Raw genomic sequence first — 17,099 nt, forward strand, 5'->3', positions numbered from 1 at the left:
GCTGCGAGCTTTTGATGTTGTTACATCTGGGTTGCCATTCCCTCCACATTCATCGCGGCCTGTCGCAAGGCTTCAGAACGGGTCGGATGCGGATGGCAGGTCAGGGCTATGTCTTCGGCTGACGCGCTGAACTCCATGGCCACGCAATATTCGCCAATCATTTCACTGACGCTCGGGCCTACCAGATGCACGCCGAGGATCTCGTCGGTGCGCTCATCGGCCAGCACTTTGGCAAAGCCCTCGGTCTCGTGATTGATTTTCGCCCGGCTGTTGGCGGTGAAGGGAAACTTGCCAACCTTATAGGCACGACCCTCGGCCTTCAGTTGTTCCTCGGTTTTGCCAACGCTGGCCAGTTCCGGTTTGGTGTAGATCACGTTGGGGATCAGCTCGTAATTAACCTCACCGGCCTTGCCAACGATCTGCTCGACACACGCCATGGCTTCGTCTTCAGCCTTGTGCGCGAGCATCGGACCTGATGTCACGTCACCAATGACCCAAATGCCAGCGACTTCGGTGCGGTGACCCTTGTTGGCGAGCATGCCGCGCTTGTCCGTGGCCAAGCCAACGTTCTCCAGGCCCAGGCCCTGTGTATAAGGTCGGCGTCCTATGGCTACCAACACATAATCAGCGTCGAGCACTTCGGTGGTACCACCAGCGGCCGGTTCGACGTTGAGCTGCACACCTGTGTCAGATGTGGTTGCGCTCGTCACTTTCGAACTCAACTTGAAGCTGATCCCCTGTTTGCTCAAGGAGCGTTGCAGGGTTTTACCTGCTTCACCATCCACGCCAGGGCAGATTCGATCGAGGAACTCCACCACTGTCACCTTCGCGCCCAGACGCCGCCATACCGAGCCAAGCTCCAGGCCAATCACGCCGGCGCCGATGACCACCAGGTGTTTCGGTACTTCCGTCAGCGACAGGGCACCCGTGGAGTCGAGGATGCGTTTGTTATCGATCTCGACACCGGGCAGGGGAGTCGGCTCGGAGCCCGTGGCGATGATGATGTCCCTGGCGCTCAGTTCGGTCGTGCCGCCAGCAGCATCCGTGACGCTGACTTTGCCCGGCCCGTCGATTCGGCCCCAACCTTTGATCCAGTCGACCTTGTTTTTGCGAAAGAGAAATTCGATGCCCTTGGTCAGCCCAGTCACGCTTTCATCTTTCTGCTTCATCATCTGCGCGAGATTGAGGCTCGGTTTGACCTCGATGCCGAGGTTGGCGAATTCTGCGCCCATGGCTGCGTCGTAGAGTTCGGAGGCATGCAGTAATGCCTTGGACGGCATGCAGCCAACATTCAGGCAGGTGCCACCAAGGGTGGCGCGCCCTTCCACGCAAGCCGCTTTCAAACCGAGTTGACCCGCGCGAATCGCTGCGTTGTAACCGCCGGGGCCACCGCCGAGTATCACGACGTCGTAAGTGCTCATGGATCTTCTCCTGGATTGAAAGGGATCGGAGGGGTAACCGTAGCCTTTGAGTAAAATTACGAGCGTAATATGTGCGTCCGAGGCATTCCGGTCAAGGCTTCGCCTTCGCTGCGCAGAATTCAGTGTGGTTCCACGTGGAACAAATGCTGGGCTGAGAACATTTTCATCCAGTAGCGCAGTACGGGTAACAATTGTTAGAACTGTCCTTCGTGGCCGTAGTCATTTAAGTGAGGGCACGGCATTTTGTGCATTCGCTCCCTATGAGTCATTACGGCGCGAATCATGGAAAACGGCGATTAATTGAATAGCCTGCTATTTTTCCAAGATGGTCTACCCTCTGATCAGACGTCTGAAACAAGGGGGGAATCTCCATGCTCGCGCAACTTCCACCGGCCTTACAGAATCTGCAGTTACCGCTACGCCTGCGACTCTGGGATGGCCATGAGTTCAATCTGGGGCCGATGCCCAGCGTCACGATTGTGGTCAAGGACCCACAAATGGTTACCCAGTTCACCCATCCCAGCCTGGATGCGCTTGGCGCGGCATTTGTCGAAGGCAAACTGGAGCTGGAAGGCGCCATCAGCGACGTCATCCGCGTCTGCGATGAATGGAGTCAGGCGTTGCTGGATGAGGACGATGGCAGCCAGCCTGTGCGTACCGTCCACGACAAGGAAACTGACGCCAAGGCGATCTCCTACCATTACGACCTCTCCAATGCTTTTTATCAGCTGTGGCTCGACAGCGACATGGCGTATTCCTGCGCGTACTTCGAGACCGGCAGTGAATCGCTGGAGCAGGCTCAACAAGCAAAATTCCGTCATCTATGCCGCAAGTTGCGACTGCAACCTGGCGAGTATCTTCTGGATGTCGGCTGCGGTTGGGGTGGTTTGGCACGTTATGCGGCCCGTGAATTCGGCGCGAAGGTGTTCGGCATCACGCTCAGCAAGGAACAACTCGCGCTGGCCAGGGAGCGGGTCAAGGCTGAAGGCCTGGAGGATTTGGTCGAACTGCAACTGCTCGACTACCGCGACCTGCCGCAGGACGGCCGATTCGATAAAGTCGTCAGCGTTGGCATGTTCGAACACGTGGGGCACGCGAATCTTCCCGAATACTGCAAAACCCTGTTCGGCGCAGTGAAGGAGGGTGGCCTGGTGATGAACCACGGGATCACCGCCAAACACACCGACGGGCGCCCGGTAGGACGGGGGGCTGGCGAATTCATCGAAAAATACGTATTTCCCAACGGCGAGTTGCCGCACCTGGCAATGATCTCTGCCGAGATCAGTGAAGCGGGTCTGGAGATCGTCGATGTCGAGAGTCTGCGCCTGCATTACGCGCGCACGCTGGATCACTGGAGCGAACGCCTGGAAGACAACCTTGAAGCCGCCGCCAAACTGGTGCCTGAACAGGCGTTACGCATTTGGCGTCTATACCTGGCCGGGTGCGCCTATGCCTTCGCTCGCGGCTGGATCAATCTGCACCAGATTCTTGCGGTGAAGGCGCATGCCGATGGCAGTCATGAACTGCCATGGACGCGGGACGATATCTACAATCCTTAAAGGATCGGTGAAATAAGCCGGGCGACCCGCATACCGACCTGTTGCAGGTGGCGAGTCTCCCGGCCTTCCTCTTTGGCGATTTCGTGGGCTTGGGCAAAGTCATCGTTGAGCATCTGCTCCACTTCGCCGGCAAATGTGCTGTCGACCGTCAGCAACATCACTTCGAAATTCAACCGGAACGAGCGGTTATCCATGTTGGCGCTGCCAATGGCGCTGATCTCACTGTCGATCAACACCACTTTCTGATGCAGGAAACCCGGCTCATAGCGGAAAACCCGAACGCCGGCGCGCACGGCTTCAAAGGCATAGAGGCTGGAGGCGGCGTAGACGATTCGGTGGTCAGGCCGCGACGGCAACAGAATTCGCACATCGACACCACGTAATACCGCCAGCCGCAGGGCGGCGAAGACGGCTTCGTCGGGTATGAAGTAGGGACTGGTGATCCACACGCGTTCTGTCGCCGCGTGGATGGCCTCGACGAAGAATAACGAACAGGTCTCGTAGGGATCCGCCGGGCCGCTGGCGAGCATTTGACACAGTACGCCGTCGTCCGGGTACACCTCCGGCAGGATCAGCGGCGGCAACGAACGGGCTGCCCAGAACCAGTCTTCGGCGAAGGATTCCTGCATGCAGGCCACTACCGGTCCACGCACCTGTACATGAGTATCGCGCCAGGGCGCCAAGGGTGGTTTCTCCCCCATGTACTCGTCGCCCACGTTGTGCCCCCCGACGAAGCCGATAACGCCGTCGACTACCACGATCTTGCGGTGGTTGCGGAAGTTGACCTGGAATCGATTCAACCAGCCGCTGCGAGTGGCGAAGGCTTTGACCTCGACACCGGCGTCACGCAGTGACTGAACATAGCTGTGTGGCAAAGAGTGGCTGCCGATTCGATCATAGAGCAGATAGATCGCCACGCCTTCAGCTGCTTTTTCCAACAACAGTTTATGCAGGCGCTGGCCGAGACGGTCGTCGTGAATGATGAAAAACTGGATCAGCACCGCTTCCCGGGCTTGGCTGATGGCATCGAAAATCGCATCGAACGTTGCCCGGCCATTGATCAACAGTCGTACGTCGTTGTTGGCCAGGCACGGCATGCGCCCGAGCTTGGGCATGGCCCTTAACGACGCGTAAGCGGTGGAAGCACGAGCGGTTAGCGCCTCTTCAACCCACGGCCGCCAGTTGAGCTCAGAAATTGCCTTGCGCATTTCTTCGTTGGCCTGACGTCGGGCCTTGATGTAACCATCGAAGGTGCTGCGACCGAACACCAGATAGGGGATGAGTGTCAGGTAAGGCATGAAGACCAGTGACAGCGCCCAGGCAATCGATCCCTGAGCGGTTCGAACGGTCAACACGGCATGAATTGCTGCAATCGCGCCCAGGGAGTGCAGCAGGGCGATGGTGTAGCCAAAAATATGCGGTCCGAAATAATCCATGGGGGCAGCCTTGCTCCTGAAGATTCAATGCTTAACAGACCATGTTCCGGGCAGAATGTCGCTATTTAATTGGCCCATGAACCGAAGCTTGCGGCTGACGTCTAACGGCCACCAATGATCAGGAGTTACACGATGAACGTTCGTCTGCTGGGTTTGGCCATCACGCTGGGTTTGGCACTTCCTGTGGCCGCTCAGGCGCAGATGCTGCAACCGGGTTTGTGGGAATTGACCTCGAGCAACATGAAGGTCGATGACCAGAACCTGCCGGATCTGCAACTGATCCTCGGTCAGATACAAAGCCAGATGACCCCTGAACAACGGGCACAGCTGGAAAAACAGGGCATCACCATGGGGGGCAAAGGCATTCGCGCGTGCCTGACGCCGGAACAGGTCAAGACCGACAATATTCCGCTGACCGATCCGCAATCAGGCTGCAAGCAGGAAATCACCGAGCGCACCGGCAATCAGTGGAAATTCCGTTTCAGCTGTCCGAAAGCGCAGGGCGCGGGTGTCGCCACGTTCCTCAGTGACCGTGAGTTCACCACCAAGGTCAATGGCACGTTCAATGCCACCGGCATTCAGCAAAAGGGTAGCCTCGATACCCGCGCTGTATGGCTGGGGCAGGATTGCGGCACAGTTAAACCTCGGGCATAAAAAATTCGCGGGGTGCAGGCTCCCACGGGGCACGCCCTTGGGAGCTTCAACCACCGGCCATGCCGGTGGAGCTCAGCCATTCACACACCGCTTCAACCTTCATCCTGCCAAAATCCTCCCCGCTGTTACTGCGCACACTGACAAAGCCACCCGCCTTTTCCTTTTCCCCCACGACCACCAGGTACGGCACGGTTTGACGGTGCTGGCGAATCTTGTAGCGGACCTTTTCGTTACGCAGGTCCGACAGGGCGCGAACGCCGCCACGACGTAACGTCTCGGTAACGGTGTGCGCGTAGTGGGCCTGGCGATCATCCATGCTGACGACCATCACATGCGCTGGCAGGCGCCAATACTGCAGCTCCTGATGACTGGACCAGCACGTTCCATAGACCCGTTGTTGCAAGGTGCCGCTGACGTGATCCAGGGCGAATGCCTGCAGTACCCTGGTGGTTGGGACATGCGGGCCGGTGGTCCAGTACTCGGTTTCACCGAGGCGATAGAGCGAAAGACTTTCCGACGACGATGTCGCCTTGCGGCGGATTGAATGGTTGGTTGCTGCCAACGATTGCATGCGCGCTTCGATGAGCGGCAGATCGGTCGCGGCGAGGGCTCGCTCGACGGCAAACTCGCAAAAGAACCCGTCACCCAGTGCCGAGCCCACGCGCATTTGCGCATGCGGATGAAGTTGTTTGACGGCCATCGCCAGCATCAGCGTGCAGGACCGGCGCAGGATCTCCAGGCCGTCCGGCTCCTGCGGCGTGACTATGCTGACCCGGGCATTGGCTGCGACCAGGAATTCGCAATCCACCAAGACGCCGTTGACGCGTCCGGCCACCGCCGCGTTGGCCAGCCCCAGGCCAATACTTGCGGCGATTTCATGCACGGTCAGTGGTTGGTCGTACTCACGCAATGAACCATCGGGCAGGGTGATCTGGATCATGATTATTGTTCTCGAATACTTCGATCACACGCGCTAGCGGTTTAACCATAGAACCAAATCCCGTCCGCTGTCATGTAGACATTTGTCGAGGTTCGATTCGTCCGGATGGTCATCCGAAAGCAGGCTCAATTGCCCAACGCCGGGATTGGCTATGAGGTATCGCAACGATGCTTCGCCTTACCCAATCAGGCCGGGTTAGCCCCTCATGAGCGAGCCCATCATCGAAACATCATCATAATGTTATGGTATAACATGATTGTCGCGATCGTTATTCGTGAAGAATTTTTCATGTTTGGCAAGCCCCGAGGGTTGACCGGGCTTTCTATGAGGAGCAACTGATGGCAAATCGCTTACCTGTCACGGTCCTGTCGGGCTTTTTAGGGGCCGGAAAAAGTACACTTCTTAATTACATACTACGTAATAGAGAAAACCTTCGGGTTGCGGTTATCGTCAATGACATGAGTGAAATCAACATTGACGGCGGCGAGGTGCAGCGCGATGTCAGCCTTAATCGCGCCGAAGAAAAACTCGTTGAAATGAGCAATGGCTGCATCTGCTGCACCTTGCGTGAGGATTTGCTGGAGGAGGTCGGCAAGCTTGCCAATGAGGGACGCTTTGATTACCTGTTGATCGAATCCACGGGCATTTCCGAGCCGCTACCCGTCGCGGAAACCTTCACGTTCCGCGACGAAAACGGGCAAAGTCTCACGGATATTGCGCGGCTCGATACCATGGTCACCGTGGTCGATGGCATGAATTTCCTGATCGATTACCATGCCGCGCAAAGCCTCGCATCCCGAGGCGAAACGCTGGGAGAAGACGATGAACGCGCGATCACCGACCTGCTGATCGAGCAGGTGGAGTTCGCTGATGTGATCCTGATCAGCAAGATCGACCTCATCAGCAGTGGCGATCGGGATGAGCTGATGGCGATCCTGAAACGGCTCAACGCCCAGGCTGAGATCATTCCAATGGTCATGGGCGAAGTACCGCTTGGCAAAATCCTCAATACCGGTCGCTTCGACTTCGACAAAGCCGCTCAAGCGCCTGGCTGGTTGCGTGAGTTACGCGGCGAACATGTTGCTGAAACTGAAGAGTACGGCATTGCCTCCAGCGCTTATCGGGCACGTCGCCCCTTTCATCCGCAACGCTTTTTCAGTTTCATTGACCGGCCATGGGTCAATGGCAAACTGCTGCGTTCCAAGGGGTACTTCTGGCTGGCCAGCAAACATATGGATGCCGGAAGCTGGTCCCAGGCGGGAGGATTGGTGCGCCATGGTTTCGCCGGGCGCTGGTGGCGCTTTGTGCCGAACAACCAATGGCCGCAGGACGAGGAAAGCACAGCCGCCATTATGGAAAACTGGACCAGCGACACAGGAGATTGCCGCCAGGAACTGGTCTTCATCGGTCAGAACATCGACTTCAAACAACTCACTGCAGAGCTCGACGATTGCTTGCTGACAGACGCTGAAATGGCGCTGGGAGTCCAAGGCTGGCGAATGCTCCCGGACCCCTTTGGCCCTTGGCATGAAGAGGCCGCCTGAGCTTTCCATTGACCCCGTTCAGAAGTCGTGGGTTGCTGCTGTCGCTTAACAACGCTGGAGCAGCACGCCGCTCAAGGCTTCAGCCAGGTGCCCTGGCTTTGCGCTTCGCAGTACGGCTGCAAATACGCCGCATCGGTGGCCACGCCGTAATAGTGAATATCCTGCCGGTAAGGCATATTGGCGACTTGAGCGTTGCTGCACACGCCGAACGCTCCTGCAGGGCACTGGTCGACGTATTGCACGTCGACCTTCTGCCCGGCCAGGTTCGGTTGGCAGAAGCCGTCGGCGAACAGTTTTTGCGGGATGTTGCGGTTCTGCTGGCAGACTTTGACGTCGAGTCGTTCCGCCTGGCTATGGACAACGCAGGCCTGCGCCAGCGCTTCGCCACTGGCAAGCGTCAGCAGAAACGCCAATCCAATCCACCGCATCCTTACCTCCTCAGAAACCTTCGATCATGTTGCAGAACATTCCCACCCATGTCATCGCCGGGCCATTGGGGGCCGGCAAGACCAGCCTGATCAAGAACCTGCTGGCGCAACGTCCCGCGGATGAACGCTGGGCAGTGCTGATCAACGAGTTCGGTCAGATTGGCATCGACGCTGCACTGCTCACCCAGGAAGACGATGGTATCGCACTGGGGGAAGTGGCCGGGGGGTGTTTGTGTTGCGTCAACGGTGCGCCATTTCAGGTCGGTCTCGGGCGTCTGCTGCGCAAGGCGCGGCCGGATCGATTGTTCATCGAGCCTTCCGGCTTGGGGCATCCGATGAATTTGCTCAAGCAGTTGAGCGAGGCGCCATGGCGAGGCGTGTTGAGTCTGCAACCTTGTGTGCTGGTACTCGATGCGCAAGCGCTTGTAGCGGGCAAGCCGCTGCCTGAGGCCCAACAGGAGGCGCTGAACAGTGCGGGATTGTTGCTGATGAACAAGTCTGAAGGACTTGCGCAAGCGGACCGGCAGCGAATTGCCGCCACGTTGCCGATGCGTAAACTGCATTGGACGCAACAAGCTGCGCTGTCTTTGAGTGAGTTGCCCGGGCTGGTTTCGCGAGCGGTGGCGGGTGTGGATAACTTTGTGATGCCGAAAAGTCTGGCGCAGCTCGCGGCGATCTGGAGCGACCCGGTTCTGCCGATCTGTTTAAGCCAGGAACAGGAGGGTGGCTGGAGCATCGGCTGGCGCTGGCATCCGAGCCAGGTCTTTGAGGCCGCTCTCGTTGCGCGCTGGCTTGAAAGCCATTGCTGGCGGCGTGCGAAGCTGGTTATTCACAGTGACAAAGGCTGGATATCGGCCAACGCGCTGGATAATTCCGTGGTGGCGTGGCAACCGAGTGAATGGCGTAAGGATTCGCGGATTGAATTGATTTTCAGTGCGCCGCAAGACCTCGAAGTGCTGCAAAGAGGCCTGGCCAACTGCAGGAGGCATTGAAGATCACGACCGCCACTTGTTGTGTTCCTGCCGCCAATGATTCAGCTCGATCACCTGAGCGCTTGGCTTGACCACATCGACCACAGGGGGCGTGTCGTCAAACGGCATCGGGTACGGCGCCAGTTCGATTTGCGCGCTGTGGGCGCCGAACTGAGTGATGGTGCCGTTATGCCGCGTTTCGCCGGTGACCGTGAATTCAAAGTTATACACACGGGCCAGACGTCGCCGGCCAGCGGCATCCTTGATGAAGCCCATTTTTTTCAGCGCCACGTTGCCATCGAGCAACTCGATCCCCAGGTTGCTGCAATGCTGCTTGACCCGCTCCAACGCACGTTCGCGCAAGCCGTGGTTGTGCCAAAGCCAGGCGCCAGCAGTGGCGAGCAGCATCAGCACGAAAATATTTCCAAGGGTCAGCATCAACAGGGCGCTCCAACAAGATAGTGTCAGCTTAACTGCGTCGCCGGTCTGTCGTACAGGCTGCGTTTAGTCGCATACTGCGCCGCTCGAATTTCAATCGTTTTACGGAAATCTCACCGCATGAAACGTACACCCCATCTGCTCGCTATCCAGTCCCACGTGGTGTTCGGTCACGCTGGCAACAGTGCCGCGGTTTTCCCGATGCAGCGGGTCGGGGTGAATGTCTGGCCGCTGAACACCGTACAGTTCTCCAACCACACACAGTACGGGCAGTGGGCCGGTGACGTGCTGGCGCCGCACCAGATCCCTGATCTGGTCGAAGGCATCGCGGCGATTGGCGAGCTGGGCAATTGCGACGCAGTGCTCTCGGGCTATCTCGGCAGCGCGGCGCAGGGCCGGGCGATTCTCACAGGGGTGGAGCGGATCAAGTCGATGAATCCCAAAGCGCTGTACCTGTGTGATCCGGTCATGGGTCATCCGGAGAAGGGCTGCAGCGTGCCCGCGGAAGTCAGCGATTTTCTGCTGGAAGAAGCCGCCGCCGTGGCTGATTTCATGTGTCCGAACCAACTGGAACTCGACAGCTTCTCGGGGCGCAAGCCGCAATCGCTGTTTGATTGCCTGGCGATGGCGCGCTTGTTACTGGCACGCGGGCCGAAGGCGGTGTTGGTCAAACATCTGGACTACCCGGGAAAAAACCCGGACGTCTTCGAAATGCTGCTGGTGACAGCGCAAGGCAGTTGGCACCTGCAACGCCCGCTGTTGGCGTTTCCGCGCCAACCTGTGGGCGTTGGTGATCTGACGTCCGGGTTGTTCCTGGCGCGTGTGCTATTGGGCGATAGCCTGCTGGCAGCTTTCGAGTTCGCCGCATCGGCGGTGCACGAGGTGTTGCTCGAGACTCAGGCCTGCGCCAGCTATGAGCTGGAGCTGGTGCGCGCGCAGGATCGGATTGCCCATCCGCGGGTGCGGTTCGAGGCGACATCGATCAGCCTTTGATCGAAGTGCAAAAAAGATCGCAGCCTGCGGGGATCTGAATTCCTCTGCAGGAACTGCCGCAGGCTGCGATTTTTTTGCTTTACGCGTCGCCTTTGATTTCCTGGTAACGCTTTTCCAGTTCCTGGCGAATCTGGCGGCGTTGCTGCGCCTGCATATAGCGACGCTTGTCTTCGCTGTTTTCCGGTTGCAGTGGCGGCACCGGGGCGGGTTTACGTTGGTCATCCACCGCGACCATGGTGAAGAAGCAGCTGTTGGTGTGACGCACTGAGCGCTCACGGATATTTTCGGTCACCACCTTGATGCCCACTTCCATGGACGTGTTGCCGGTGTAGTTGACCGAGGCGAGAAACGTCACGAGTTCGCCGACATGGATCGGTTCACGGAAAATCACCTGGTCCACCGACAGGGTCACCACGTAGCGACCTGCATAACGGCTGGCGCAGGCGTAGGCCACTTCATCGAGGTATTTGAGCAGGGTGCCGCCGTGAACATTGCCAGAGAAGTTGGCCATGTCGGGGGTCATCAATACTGTCATCGACAGTTGGGCGTTTCCGGGTTCCATAGCGTTCTCACGGTTCAAGGCCAGGTTTGAGGGGACGCACCTCTACGGGTGCCTCGGCGGTTTTTTCAAACCAACAGTTATCGGGACGCCGGGCGGCTGATCGCCGTCACGCCGGATCGATCTGTTTCCATATATTGCACCGCCTTTCGGTTGGAAGTCGCGGTGTTACCCTTCAAAAGCCCATCCCCAAGGGCAAAATGCCTACGCGGATAGCGGATTTTCATTCTGCTCGCTCGGACGATTCCCACGCCCGATGTATGAGCAGCGTCACCCAAGGAGCCTCACACCATGCATGCCATCAGTTTTATTCAGGACCTGGCAGTGATCATGTTGGTCGCAGGTGTGGTGACTGTTCTTTTCCACCGCTTCAAACAGCCCGTGGTGCTGGGGTACATCGTTGCCGGGTTCATCATTGGCCCGCACACCCCGCCGTTCGGCCTCATCCATGACGAAGAAACCATCAAGACCCTCGCGGAACTCGGGGTGATTTTCCTGATGTTCTGCCTGGGCCTCGAATTCAGCTTGCGCAAACTGTTCAAGGTCGGCGCCACGGCATTTATCGCGGCGTTCCTGGAAATCGTGCTGATGATCTGGATCGGCTACGAAATCGGTCGCTGGTTTGACTGGAATACCATGGATTCGCTGTTCCTGGGTGCAATCCTGGCGATTTCCTCGACCACCATCATCGTCAAGGCACTCAACGACCTGAAGATGAAAAACCAGCGTTTTGCGCAATTGATCTTCGGTGTGCTGATCGTTGAAGACATCCTCGGCATCGGCATCATCGCATTGCTCTCGAGCATCGCAGTCAGTGGCACGGTCAGCTCCGGCGAAGTGTTTTCTACGGTTGGCAAGCTTTCGCTGTTCATGATCGTCGCCCTGGTGATCGGCATCTTGCTGGTGCCGCGGTTGTTGGCCTATGTGGCGAAATTCGAAAGCAACGAAATGCTGCTGATTACCGTGCTGGGCCTGTGTTTCGGCTTCTGTCTGCTGGTGGTCAAGCTCGAATACAGCATGGTGCTCGGCGCATTCCTGATCGGCGCAATCATGGCTGAATCCCGGCAATTGCTGAAAATCGAGCGCCTGATCGAGCCGGTTCGCGACTTGTTCAGCGCGATTTTCTTCGTTGCCATCGGGTTGATGCTCGACCCGCTGATCCTGCTGCAATACGCCTGGCCGATTGCGGTCATCACCGTGGCAGTGGTTCTTGGCAAAATGCTGTCCTGTGGGCTCGGTGCCTTTATCGCCGGCAATGACGGACGTACCTCACTGCGCGTCGGGATGGGCCTTTCACAGATCGGCGAATTTTCTTTCATCATCGCTTCGCTGGGCATGACCCTGCAGGTCACCAGTAACTTCCTCTATCCGGTGGCGGTAGCGGTATCGGTGATCACTACGTTGCTGACGCCGTATCTGATTCGTGCCGCCGATCCGCTGTCGATCAAACTGGCGGCGGTGATGCCGCAGCGACTGGGACGCGTATTGGGGATGTATGGCGAATGGCTGCGCAGCATCCAGCCACAGGGCCAGGGTGCGCTGCTGGCGTCGATGATCCGAAGGATCTTGCTGCAAGTGGGGGTCAATCTGGCGTTGGTGGTGGCGATCTTCTTCGCGGGCGCTTACTTTGCCGAACGCATTTCCACTTATCTGCAGGATTGGATCAGCGATCCGAGTTGGCAGAAGGCATTGATCTGGGGAGGAGCGCTGCTGTTGTCGCTGCCATTCCTGATTGCCGCGTATCGCAAGCTCAAGGCGCTGTCGATGCTGTTGGCGGAGATGGGCGTAAAACCGGAGATGGCGGGGCGCCACACGCAGCGAGTGCGTCGGGTGATCGCCGAAGTGATCCCGATTCTCTCGCTGCTGGTGATTTTTCTGTTATTGGCAGCCTTGTCGGCCAGTATTTTGCCGACCAACAAGTTGCTGCTATTGATTGCCGTGGTTGCGGCCGCTGTGGCGGCGTTGCTGTGGCGCTGGTTCATCCGCGTCCACACGCGGATGCAGGTAGCCTTGCTGGATACGCTGGACAATCACAAGGATTCGCCAGGGCACTGACCCGGCCGGGCGTCAGCTGACTCAGCTTTCCAGCCAGACGTCCCGCGCCCAATGCCATACCGATTCCCAGGTTTCTTCTGTCACCAGCTCTTCTTCGGCGGACCATAACACCACGGTGCCGTCTTCTTCGACGCAGTAGTAGTCGTCGCCGTCCTGGCAGATCGGGATCAGGCTGCGATCCACACCGGCATCCCAGGCGTTGGCGGCAACGTCCGGCAAATAGGTGTGCGATTGCGGGTCGGTGACGGTCACCGGCTCCAGGCTGCCGTAGACCACGTCGCTGACGGTCAGCAAAAACTCTCTGAAGACGAACGGAATGTCGATGAACAATTGTTCTTCGATTTCCACCAGCAGGTCTTCGTCAGGCAACTCCAAGGGGACCGGTACCGGTTCATTGGCTTCACGCAGTTGTTCGATGATTTCTTCCACGTCCGGGATCCTCTTGCTTGTATGGCGCGGTTTATATGGGGCGGTTTATACAGTAGCTCGCTATAGATGCAACCGCGAAATAGAAAACCCCAGCCGAGGCTGGGGTTTTTATTACCGCAAGTGAAGCGCGGAGGGTAATCAGCCGTTCTGGCGGATACCTGCGACCAGCCAAGGCTGGTTTTCGCCCTGTGCACGTTCCATGTTCCAGCTTTCGCTGAACACTTCGCCCTGGTCGAAACGCGAGGTTTTCGACACGCCGCTGAAGGTCAGGGTGGCGATGGTCTTGTCGGCGCGATCGTCCACACCGTCCAGTTGCACATTGAGGTTGTCGATGTAGGTCGACTGGAAGCCGTCGCCCAGATCGGCACGTTCGCGCTTGAGGAACTCCAGCATCTGCGGGGTGACGAACTCGGCGATCTTGTCCATTTCGTTCGCGTCCCAATGTTGTTGCAGGGACTGGAAGTGATTGCGCGCTGCTTCGATGAAGTTGCGTTCATTGAACCAGGCTGGAGCATTGATGACCGGACGAGCGGCGACGGGTGCTGCAGAACCGCCGAAGATCGAACCGCCGGCAGGCTTGTGTTCGAAAGCTTCACGCTGCATCGGCGCGTGACCGGCTGGTGCGAATTGCTCCTGCTGCTTGCGACGACGGGCGGCGATGAAGCGGAAGACCAGGAACGCGATGACCGCCATGATCAGGATGTCGAAGATCTGCATACCCTGGAAGCCGTCGCCCATGAACATGGACGCCAGCAGGCCACCGGCGGCGATACCGGCCAGTGGACCGAGCCAGCGCGAAGCGCCACCGGCCTTGGCAGCGGCGCCAGCGGCACCGGCAGCACCAGCGGTCGCCGCAGCGCCGCCCATGCCTGGAGAAGAAGGAGCCATCTGGCTGGTCTGGTGAGTTGGCGCAGCGCCTGCGCTTTTGCCACCACCGAAGCGCTTGGCGGCATTGACGTCGAGACTCATCGTCAGGCCGATGCACAACGCCATGGCGATGCTAAGAAAACGTTTCATAGAGGGAATTCCCATTTGTGGAAGGCACGCGCGCCATGTTGCACAGCTGAAGTGTTACTGGCTAGCGGCAGAGTGTTTCGGGCTTTTGCCTGACAGGTCGGGTTCAGCTTAATCAGGGCAATAAGGCCTGTTAACTTTGGTCTGTAGGAGGAGTGGATAAGTTCTGTAGGAAAGTTGCAAAACCCTGTGGGAACGAACAGGTTCGCTCCCACAGAAAATTGCTTTAAATCGCTTCCAGCTTCGCATACCCCAGCATCAACCACTTGCTGCCTTCGCTGAAGTTCACCTGCACCCTGGCCGCGGCCCCGGCGCCTTCGAAGTTGAGGATCACGCCGTCCCCGAAAATCGAGTGGCGCACGGTCTGGCCGAGGCTGAAGCCGGTCTGCGGAATCTCGCTGCCGCTGAACAGGTTGCCGCCGCTCATCGACTGGTTGCCGCCAAACAGGCGACTGACGCTGTTGGAAAGCCGCACTTCCTGAATCAGACCTTTCGGCACTTCGCGTACGAAACGCGACACCTTGTTGTAGGTCTCGCTGCCGTACAGGCGTCGGGTTTCCGCATAAGTCATCACCAGGTTCTGCATGGCGCGTGTGATGCCGACGTACGCCAGGCGCCGCTCTTCCTCGAGACGGCCAGGCTCTTCCAGGCTCATCTTGTGCGGGAACAGGCCTTCTTCCATGCCCACCAGGAACACGTAAGGGAATTCCAGACCCTTGGCGCTGTGCAGGGTCATCAGCTGAATGCTGTCTTCGTGCTCGTCGGCCTGGGTATCGCCAGCTTCCAGCGACGCGTGGCCGAGGAATGCCGCCAGTGGCGTCAGGTCCTCGTCCTCTTCGCTGTTTTCAAAGTTACGCGCAGCACTGACCAGTTCTTCAAGGTTTTCTACCCGGGCCTGGCCTTTCTCGCCTTTTTCCGCTTCGTGATAGGCGATCAACCCCGACTGCTCGATGACGGTCTGGGTCATCAGGTGCAGCGGCATTTCCATGCACTTGGCGGCAAGGTTTTCGATCAGCTCGACAAATGCGCCCAATGCGCTGGCGGCGCGACCGGTAAGGCCCTTGTTGGCTACCAGTTGTTGCATCGCTTCCCACATCGACACATCGCTGTGGCGTGCATGCTCGCGAATCGCTTCGACGGTTTTTTCGCCGATGCCGCGGGCGGGTACGTTGATCACCCGTTCCAGCGCGGCATCGTTGCCACGGCCTTCAAGCAGGCGCATGTAGGCCATGGCGTTTTTGATTTCCGCCCGCTCGAAGAAGCGCTGACCACCGTAGATGCGGTACGGAATGCGCTCGCGCAGCAAGGCTTCTTCCAAAACGCGCGATTGGGCGTTGGAGCGGTACAGAATCGCAATATCGCTTCGCGCCAGGCCGGTTTTCAGCGCACTTTCGATGGTTTCGACAACGTAGCGTGCTTCATCGTGTTCGTTGAAGGCGGCATACAGGTTGATGGCCTCGCCATCGCCGCCGTCGGTCCACAGTTCCTTGCCCAGGCGACCGGTGTTGTTGGCGATCAGGGCGTTGGCAGCCTTGAGGATACCGGCCGTGGAACGGTAGTTTTGCTCCAGACGAATGGTCTCGGCGTCCGGGAAGTCTTCGGAATACTGGTAGATGTTCTCGATTTTCGCGCCGCGCCAGCCATAGATCGACTGGTCGTCATCGCCAACCACCATCAGGCTGTCGCCGCCCTTGGCCAACAAGCGCAACCAGGCGTACTGCACGGCGTTGGTGTCCTGGAACTCGTCCACCAGAATGTGCCGGAAGCGCTTTTGATAATGCGCCAGCAGGCCCGGATGATCGCGCCACAGGTCGAGGGCGCGCAGCAGCAGTTCGGAGAAGTCGATGACACCGGCGCGCAGACACGCAGCCTCATAGGCTTCATAAATGCTGCGCATGGTCGCCAGGAACAGGTCGCCGCTGGCTTGAATGTGTTGCGGACGCAGACCTTCGTCTTTTTGCCCGTTGATGAACCATTGGGCCTGACGCGCCGGCCAGCGTTGCTCGTCCAGGCCGAGCTCGCGGATCACCCGCTTGACCAATCGTTGTTGGTCATCACTGTCGAGAATCTGGAAGGTCTGGCTCAGGCCTGCCTCTTGCCAGTGCGCCCGCAGCAAGCGGTGCGCCAGGCCGTGGAAGGTGCCGACCCACATGCCGGCCGGGTTGATACCCATCAGCTGTTCGATGCGGTGACGCATCTCGGCAGCGGCCTTGTTGGTGAAGGTCACCGACAGAATGGAGTGGGGCGACGCGTTTTCGACCTGGATCAACCAGGCGATACGGTGCACCAGCACTCGGGTTTTACCGGAACCAGCACCGGCCAGGACCAACTGACGGCCTACGGGGGCCGCTACGGCCTGACGTTGGGCATCGTTGAGGGAGTTCAGCAAAAGGGAGAGGTCATCGCGCATCGGGGCATTCTAGGGGGCGGCGCCACACCGGGCAAATCCCGCTTTGCATTAGCCGATGAAAGAGATGTGCGGGACGACCGGTCAGTCATTGTCCGTAAGCATTGCAGCTACATGCCTGGGGGCATTTGCGCGGGGGCGGGTGGCAGGCAGATTTGTCTGTTTTTTGACCGGCAGCAGTTTGGTCAGGGCAGATGCTTGTGTATGCTCCGTCGACGTTTCGGGCTCATGCTCATCATTATAAGAACAAG

Annotated in this window: 15 protein-coding genes; 6 read left to right on the forward strand and 9 right to left on the reverse strand. The window is 58.3% G+C overall.

The window, feature by feature from the left end:
• Nucleotides 1-20: 20 nt before the first annotated feature.
• Nucleotides 21-1,421 (reverse strand): dihydrolipoyl dehydrogenase, encoded by a 1,401-nt coding sequence (gene lpdA / locus ASD60_RS12565; RefSeq protein ID WP_056854305.1) that lies wholly within the window; start codon nt 1,419-1,421, stop codon nt 21-23.
• Between the two features lie 371 nt (nt 1,422-1,792).
• On the opposite strand from lpdA, the gene cfaB reads away from it, so the two are divergent.
• Nucleotides 1,793-2,980: a C17 cyclopropane fatty acid synthase CfaB gene (gene cfaB / locus ASD60_RS12570; protein ID WP_056854306.1), complete on the forward strand. Its 1,188-nt coding sequence runs from the start codon at nt 1,793-1,795 to the stop codon at nt 2,978-2,980.
• Here the strand turns inward: cfaB and cls are convergent.
• On the reverse strand, nt 2,977-4,416 hold the full coding sequence (cls, locus tag ASD60_RS12575; protein WP_056854307.1) for a cardiolipin synthase: 1,440 nt from the start codon (nt 4,414-4,416) through the stop codon (nt 2,977-2,979). The two genes, cfaB and cls, sit on opposite strands and share 4 nt — an antisense overlap.
• 132 nt (nt 4,417-4,548) lie before the next feature.
• On the opposite strand from cls, the gene ASD60_RS12580 reads away from it, so the two are divergent.
• Nucleotides 4,549-5,070 (forward strand): DUF3617 domain-containing protein, encoded by a 522-nt coding sequence (locus ASD60_RS12580; protein WP_056854308.1) that lies wholly within the window; start codon nt 4,549-4,551, stop codon nt 5,068-5,070.
• Nucleotides 5,071-5,116: 46 nt separating this feature from the next.
• Here ASD60_RS12580 and ASD60_RS12585 read toward each other — a convergent pair whose 3' ends face one another.
• A complete protein-coding gene (locus tag ASD60_RS12585) occupies nt 5,117-6,010 on the reverse strand; it encodes a His/Gly/Thr/Pro-type tRNA ligase C-terminal domain-containing protein (protein ID WP_056854309.1) in 894 nt (297 codons plus the stop codon).
• Between the two features lie 338 nt (nt 6,011-6,348).
• On the opposite strand from ASD60_RS12585, the gene zigA reads away from it, so the two are divergent.
• Nucleotides 6,349-7,554, forward strand: a complete 1,206-nt coding sequence (zigA, locus tag ASD60_RS12595; RefSeq protein ID WP_056854311.1) for a zinc metallochaperone GTPase ZigA — start codon at nt 6,349-6,351, stop codon at nt 7,552-7,554.
• A 71-nt stretch (nt 7,555-7,625) separates the two neighbouring features.
• Here zigA and ASD60_RS12600 read toward each other — a convergent pair whose 3' ends face one another.
• Complete coding sequence (locus ASD60_RS12600) at nt 7,626-7,982, reverse strand: hypothetical protein (RefSeq protein WP_056854312.1); 357 nt, start codon at nt 7,980-7,982, stop codon at nt 7,626-7,628.
• Between the two features lie 26 nt (nt 7,983-8,008).
• Between ASD60_RS12600 and ASD60_RS12605 the strand changes: the two genes are divergently transcribed.
• Entirely contained in the window at nt 8,009-8,974 is a 966-nt protein-coding gene (locus ASD60_RS12605) for a CobW family GTP-binding protein (protein WP_056854313.1), read from the forward strand.
• Between the two features lie 3 nt (nt 8,975-8,977).
• Here ASD60_RS12605 and ASD60_RS12610 read toward each other — a convergent pair whose 3' ends face one another.
• Nucleotides 8,978-9,391: a DUF3301 domain-containing protein gene (locus tag ASD60_RS12610; RefSeq protein ID WP_056854314.1), complete on the reverse strand. Its 414-nt coding sequence runs from the start codon at nt 9,389-9,391 to the stop codon at nt 8,978-8,980.
• A 120-nt stretch (nt 9,392-9,511) separates the two neighbouring features.
• Between ASD60_RS12610 and pdxY the strand changes: the two genes are divergently transcribed.
• Nucleotides 9,512-10,384, forward strand: a complete 873-nt coding sequence (gene pdxY / locus ASD60_RS12615; RefSeq protein WP_056854315.1) for a pyridoxal kinase PdxY — start codon at nt 9,512-9,514, stop codon at nt 10,382-10,384.
• Between the two features lie 79 nt (nt 10,385-10,463).
• Here pdxY and ASD60_RS12620 read toward each other — a convergent pair whose 3' ends face one another.
• Nucleotides 10,464-10,946 carry an acyl-CoA thioesterase gene (locus ASD60_RS12620; RefSeq protein ID WP_008064551.1) on the reverse strand — a complete coding sequence of 161 codons (483 nt, stop codon included), beginning with the start codon at nt 10,944-10,946 and terminating at the stop codon, nt 10,464-10,466.
• Between the two features lie 288 nt (nt 10,947-11,234).
• Between ASD60_RS12620 and ASD60_RS12625 the strand changes: the two genes are divergently transcribed.
• Nucleotides 11,235-12,998, forward strand: a complete 1,764-nt coding sequence (locus tag ASD60_RS12625; RefSeq protein WP_056854316.1) for a cation:proton antiporter — start codon at nt 11,235-11,237, stop codon at nt 12,996-12,998.
• Nucleotides 12,999-13,019: 21 nt separating this feature from the next.
• Here ASD60_RS12625 and ASD60_RS12630 read toward each other — a convergent pair whose 3' ends face one another.
• The 3 genes from ASD60_RS12630 to uvrD all read right to left on the reverse strand — a co-directional run bounded on the left by ASD60_RS12630 (nt 13,020) and on the right by uvrD (nt 16,851).
• Entirely contained in the window at nt 13,020-13,427 is a 408-nt protein-coding gene (locus ASD60_RS12630; RefSeq protein WP_014720555.1) for an SMI1/KNR4 family protein, read from the reverse strand.
• A 138-nt stretch (nt 13,428-13,565) separates the two neighbouring features.
• The gene (locus ASD60_RS12635; RefSeq protein WP_056854317.1) at nt 13,566-14,444 is read right to left on the reverse strand and encodes a Tim44 domain-containing protein; all 879 of its coding nucleotides are present in this window, start codon (nt 14,442-14,444) and stop codon (nt 13,566-13,568) included.
• Between the two features lie 223 nt (nt 14,445-14,667).
• The gene (uvrD, locus tag ASD60_RS12640; RefSeq protein WP_056854318.1) at nt 14,668-16,851 is read right to left on the reverse strand and encodes a DNA helicase II; all 2,184 of its coding nucleotides are present in this window, start codon (nt 16,849-16,851) and stop codon (nt 14,668-14,670) included.
• Nucleotides 16,852-17,099 lie beyond the last annotated feature (248 nt).

This window comes from Pseudomonas sp. Root562 (genome assembly GCF_001427125.1).
Lineage (GTDB): Bacteria > Pseudomonadota > Gammaproteobacteria > Pseudomonadales > Pseudomonadaceae > Aquipseudomonas.

What these genes read in the sequence shown, in the direction of transcription:
- cls (WP_056854307.1), bottom strand. Translation starts at nt 4,416, where the DNA reads ATGGATTATTTCGGACCGCATATTTTTGGCTACACCATCGCCCTGCTG.
- ASD60_RS12610 (WP_056854314.1), bottom strand. Translation starts at nt 9,391, where the DNA reads ATGCTGACCCTTGGAAATATTTTCGTGCTGATGCTGCTCGCCACTGCT.
- ASD60_RS12635 (WP_056854317.1), bottom strand. Translation starts at nt 14,444, where the DNA reads ATGAAACGTTTTCTTAGCATCGCCATGGCGTTGTGCATCGGCCTGACG.
- zigA (WP_056854311.1), top strand. Translation starts at nt 6,349, where the DNA reads ATGGCAAATCGCTTACCTGTCACGGTCCTGTCGGGCTTTTTAGGGGCC.
- ASD60_RS12580 (WP_056854308.1), top strand. Translation starts at nt 4,549, where the DNA reads ATGAACGTTCGTCTGCTGGGTTTGGCCATCACGCTGGGTTTGGCACTT.
- cfaB (WP_056854306.1), top strand. Translation starts at nt 1,793, where the DNA reads ATGCTCGCGCAACTTCCACCGGCCTTACAGAATCTGCAGTTACCGCTA.
- lpdA (WP_056854305.1), bottom strand. Translation starts at nt 1,421, where the DNA reads ATGAGCACTTACGACGTCGTGATACTCGGCGGTGGCCCCGGCGGTTAC.
- ASD60_RS12620 (WP_008064551.1), bottom strand. Translation starts at nt 10,946, where the DNA reads ATGGAACCCGGAAACGCCCAACTGTCGATGACAGTATTGATGACCCCC.
- ASD60_RS12605 (WP_056854313.1), top strand. Translation starts at nt 8,009, where the DNA reads ATGTTGCAGAACATTCCCACCCATGTCATCGCCGGGCCATTGGGGGCC.
- pdxY (WP_056854315.1), top strand. Translation starts at nt 9,512, where the DNA reads ATGAAACGTACACCCCATCTGCTCGCTATCCAGTCCCACGTGGTGTTC.
- ASD60_RS12585 (WP_056854309.1), bottom strand. Translation starts at nt 6,010, where the DNA reads ATGATCCAGATCACCCTGCCCGATGGTTCATTGCGTGAGTACGACCAA.
- ASD60_RS12600 (WP_056854312.1), bottom strand. Translation starts at nt 7,982, where the DNA reads ATGCGGTGGATTGGATTGGCGTTTCTGCTGACGCTTGCCAGTGGCGAA.
- ASD60_RS12625 (WP_056854316.1), top strand. Translation starts at nt 11,235, where the DNA reads ATGCATGCCATCAGTTTTATTCAGGACCTGGCAGTGATCATGTTGGTC.
- uvrD (WP_056854318.1), bottom strand. Translation starts at nt 16,851, where the DNA reads ATGCGCGATGACCTCTCCCTTTTGCTGAACTCCCTCAACGATGCCCAA.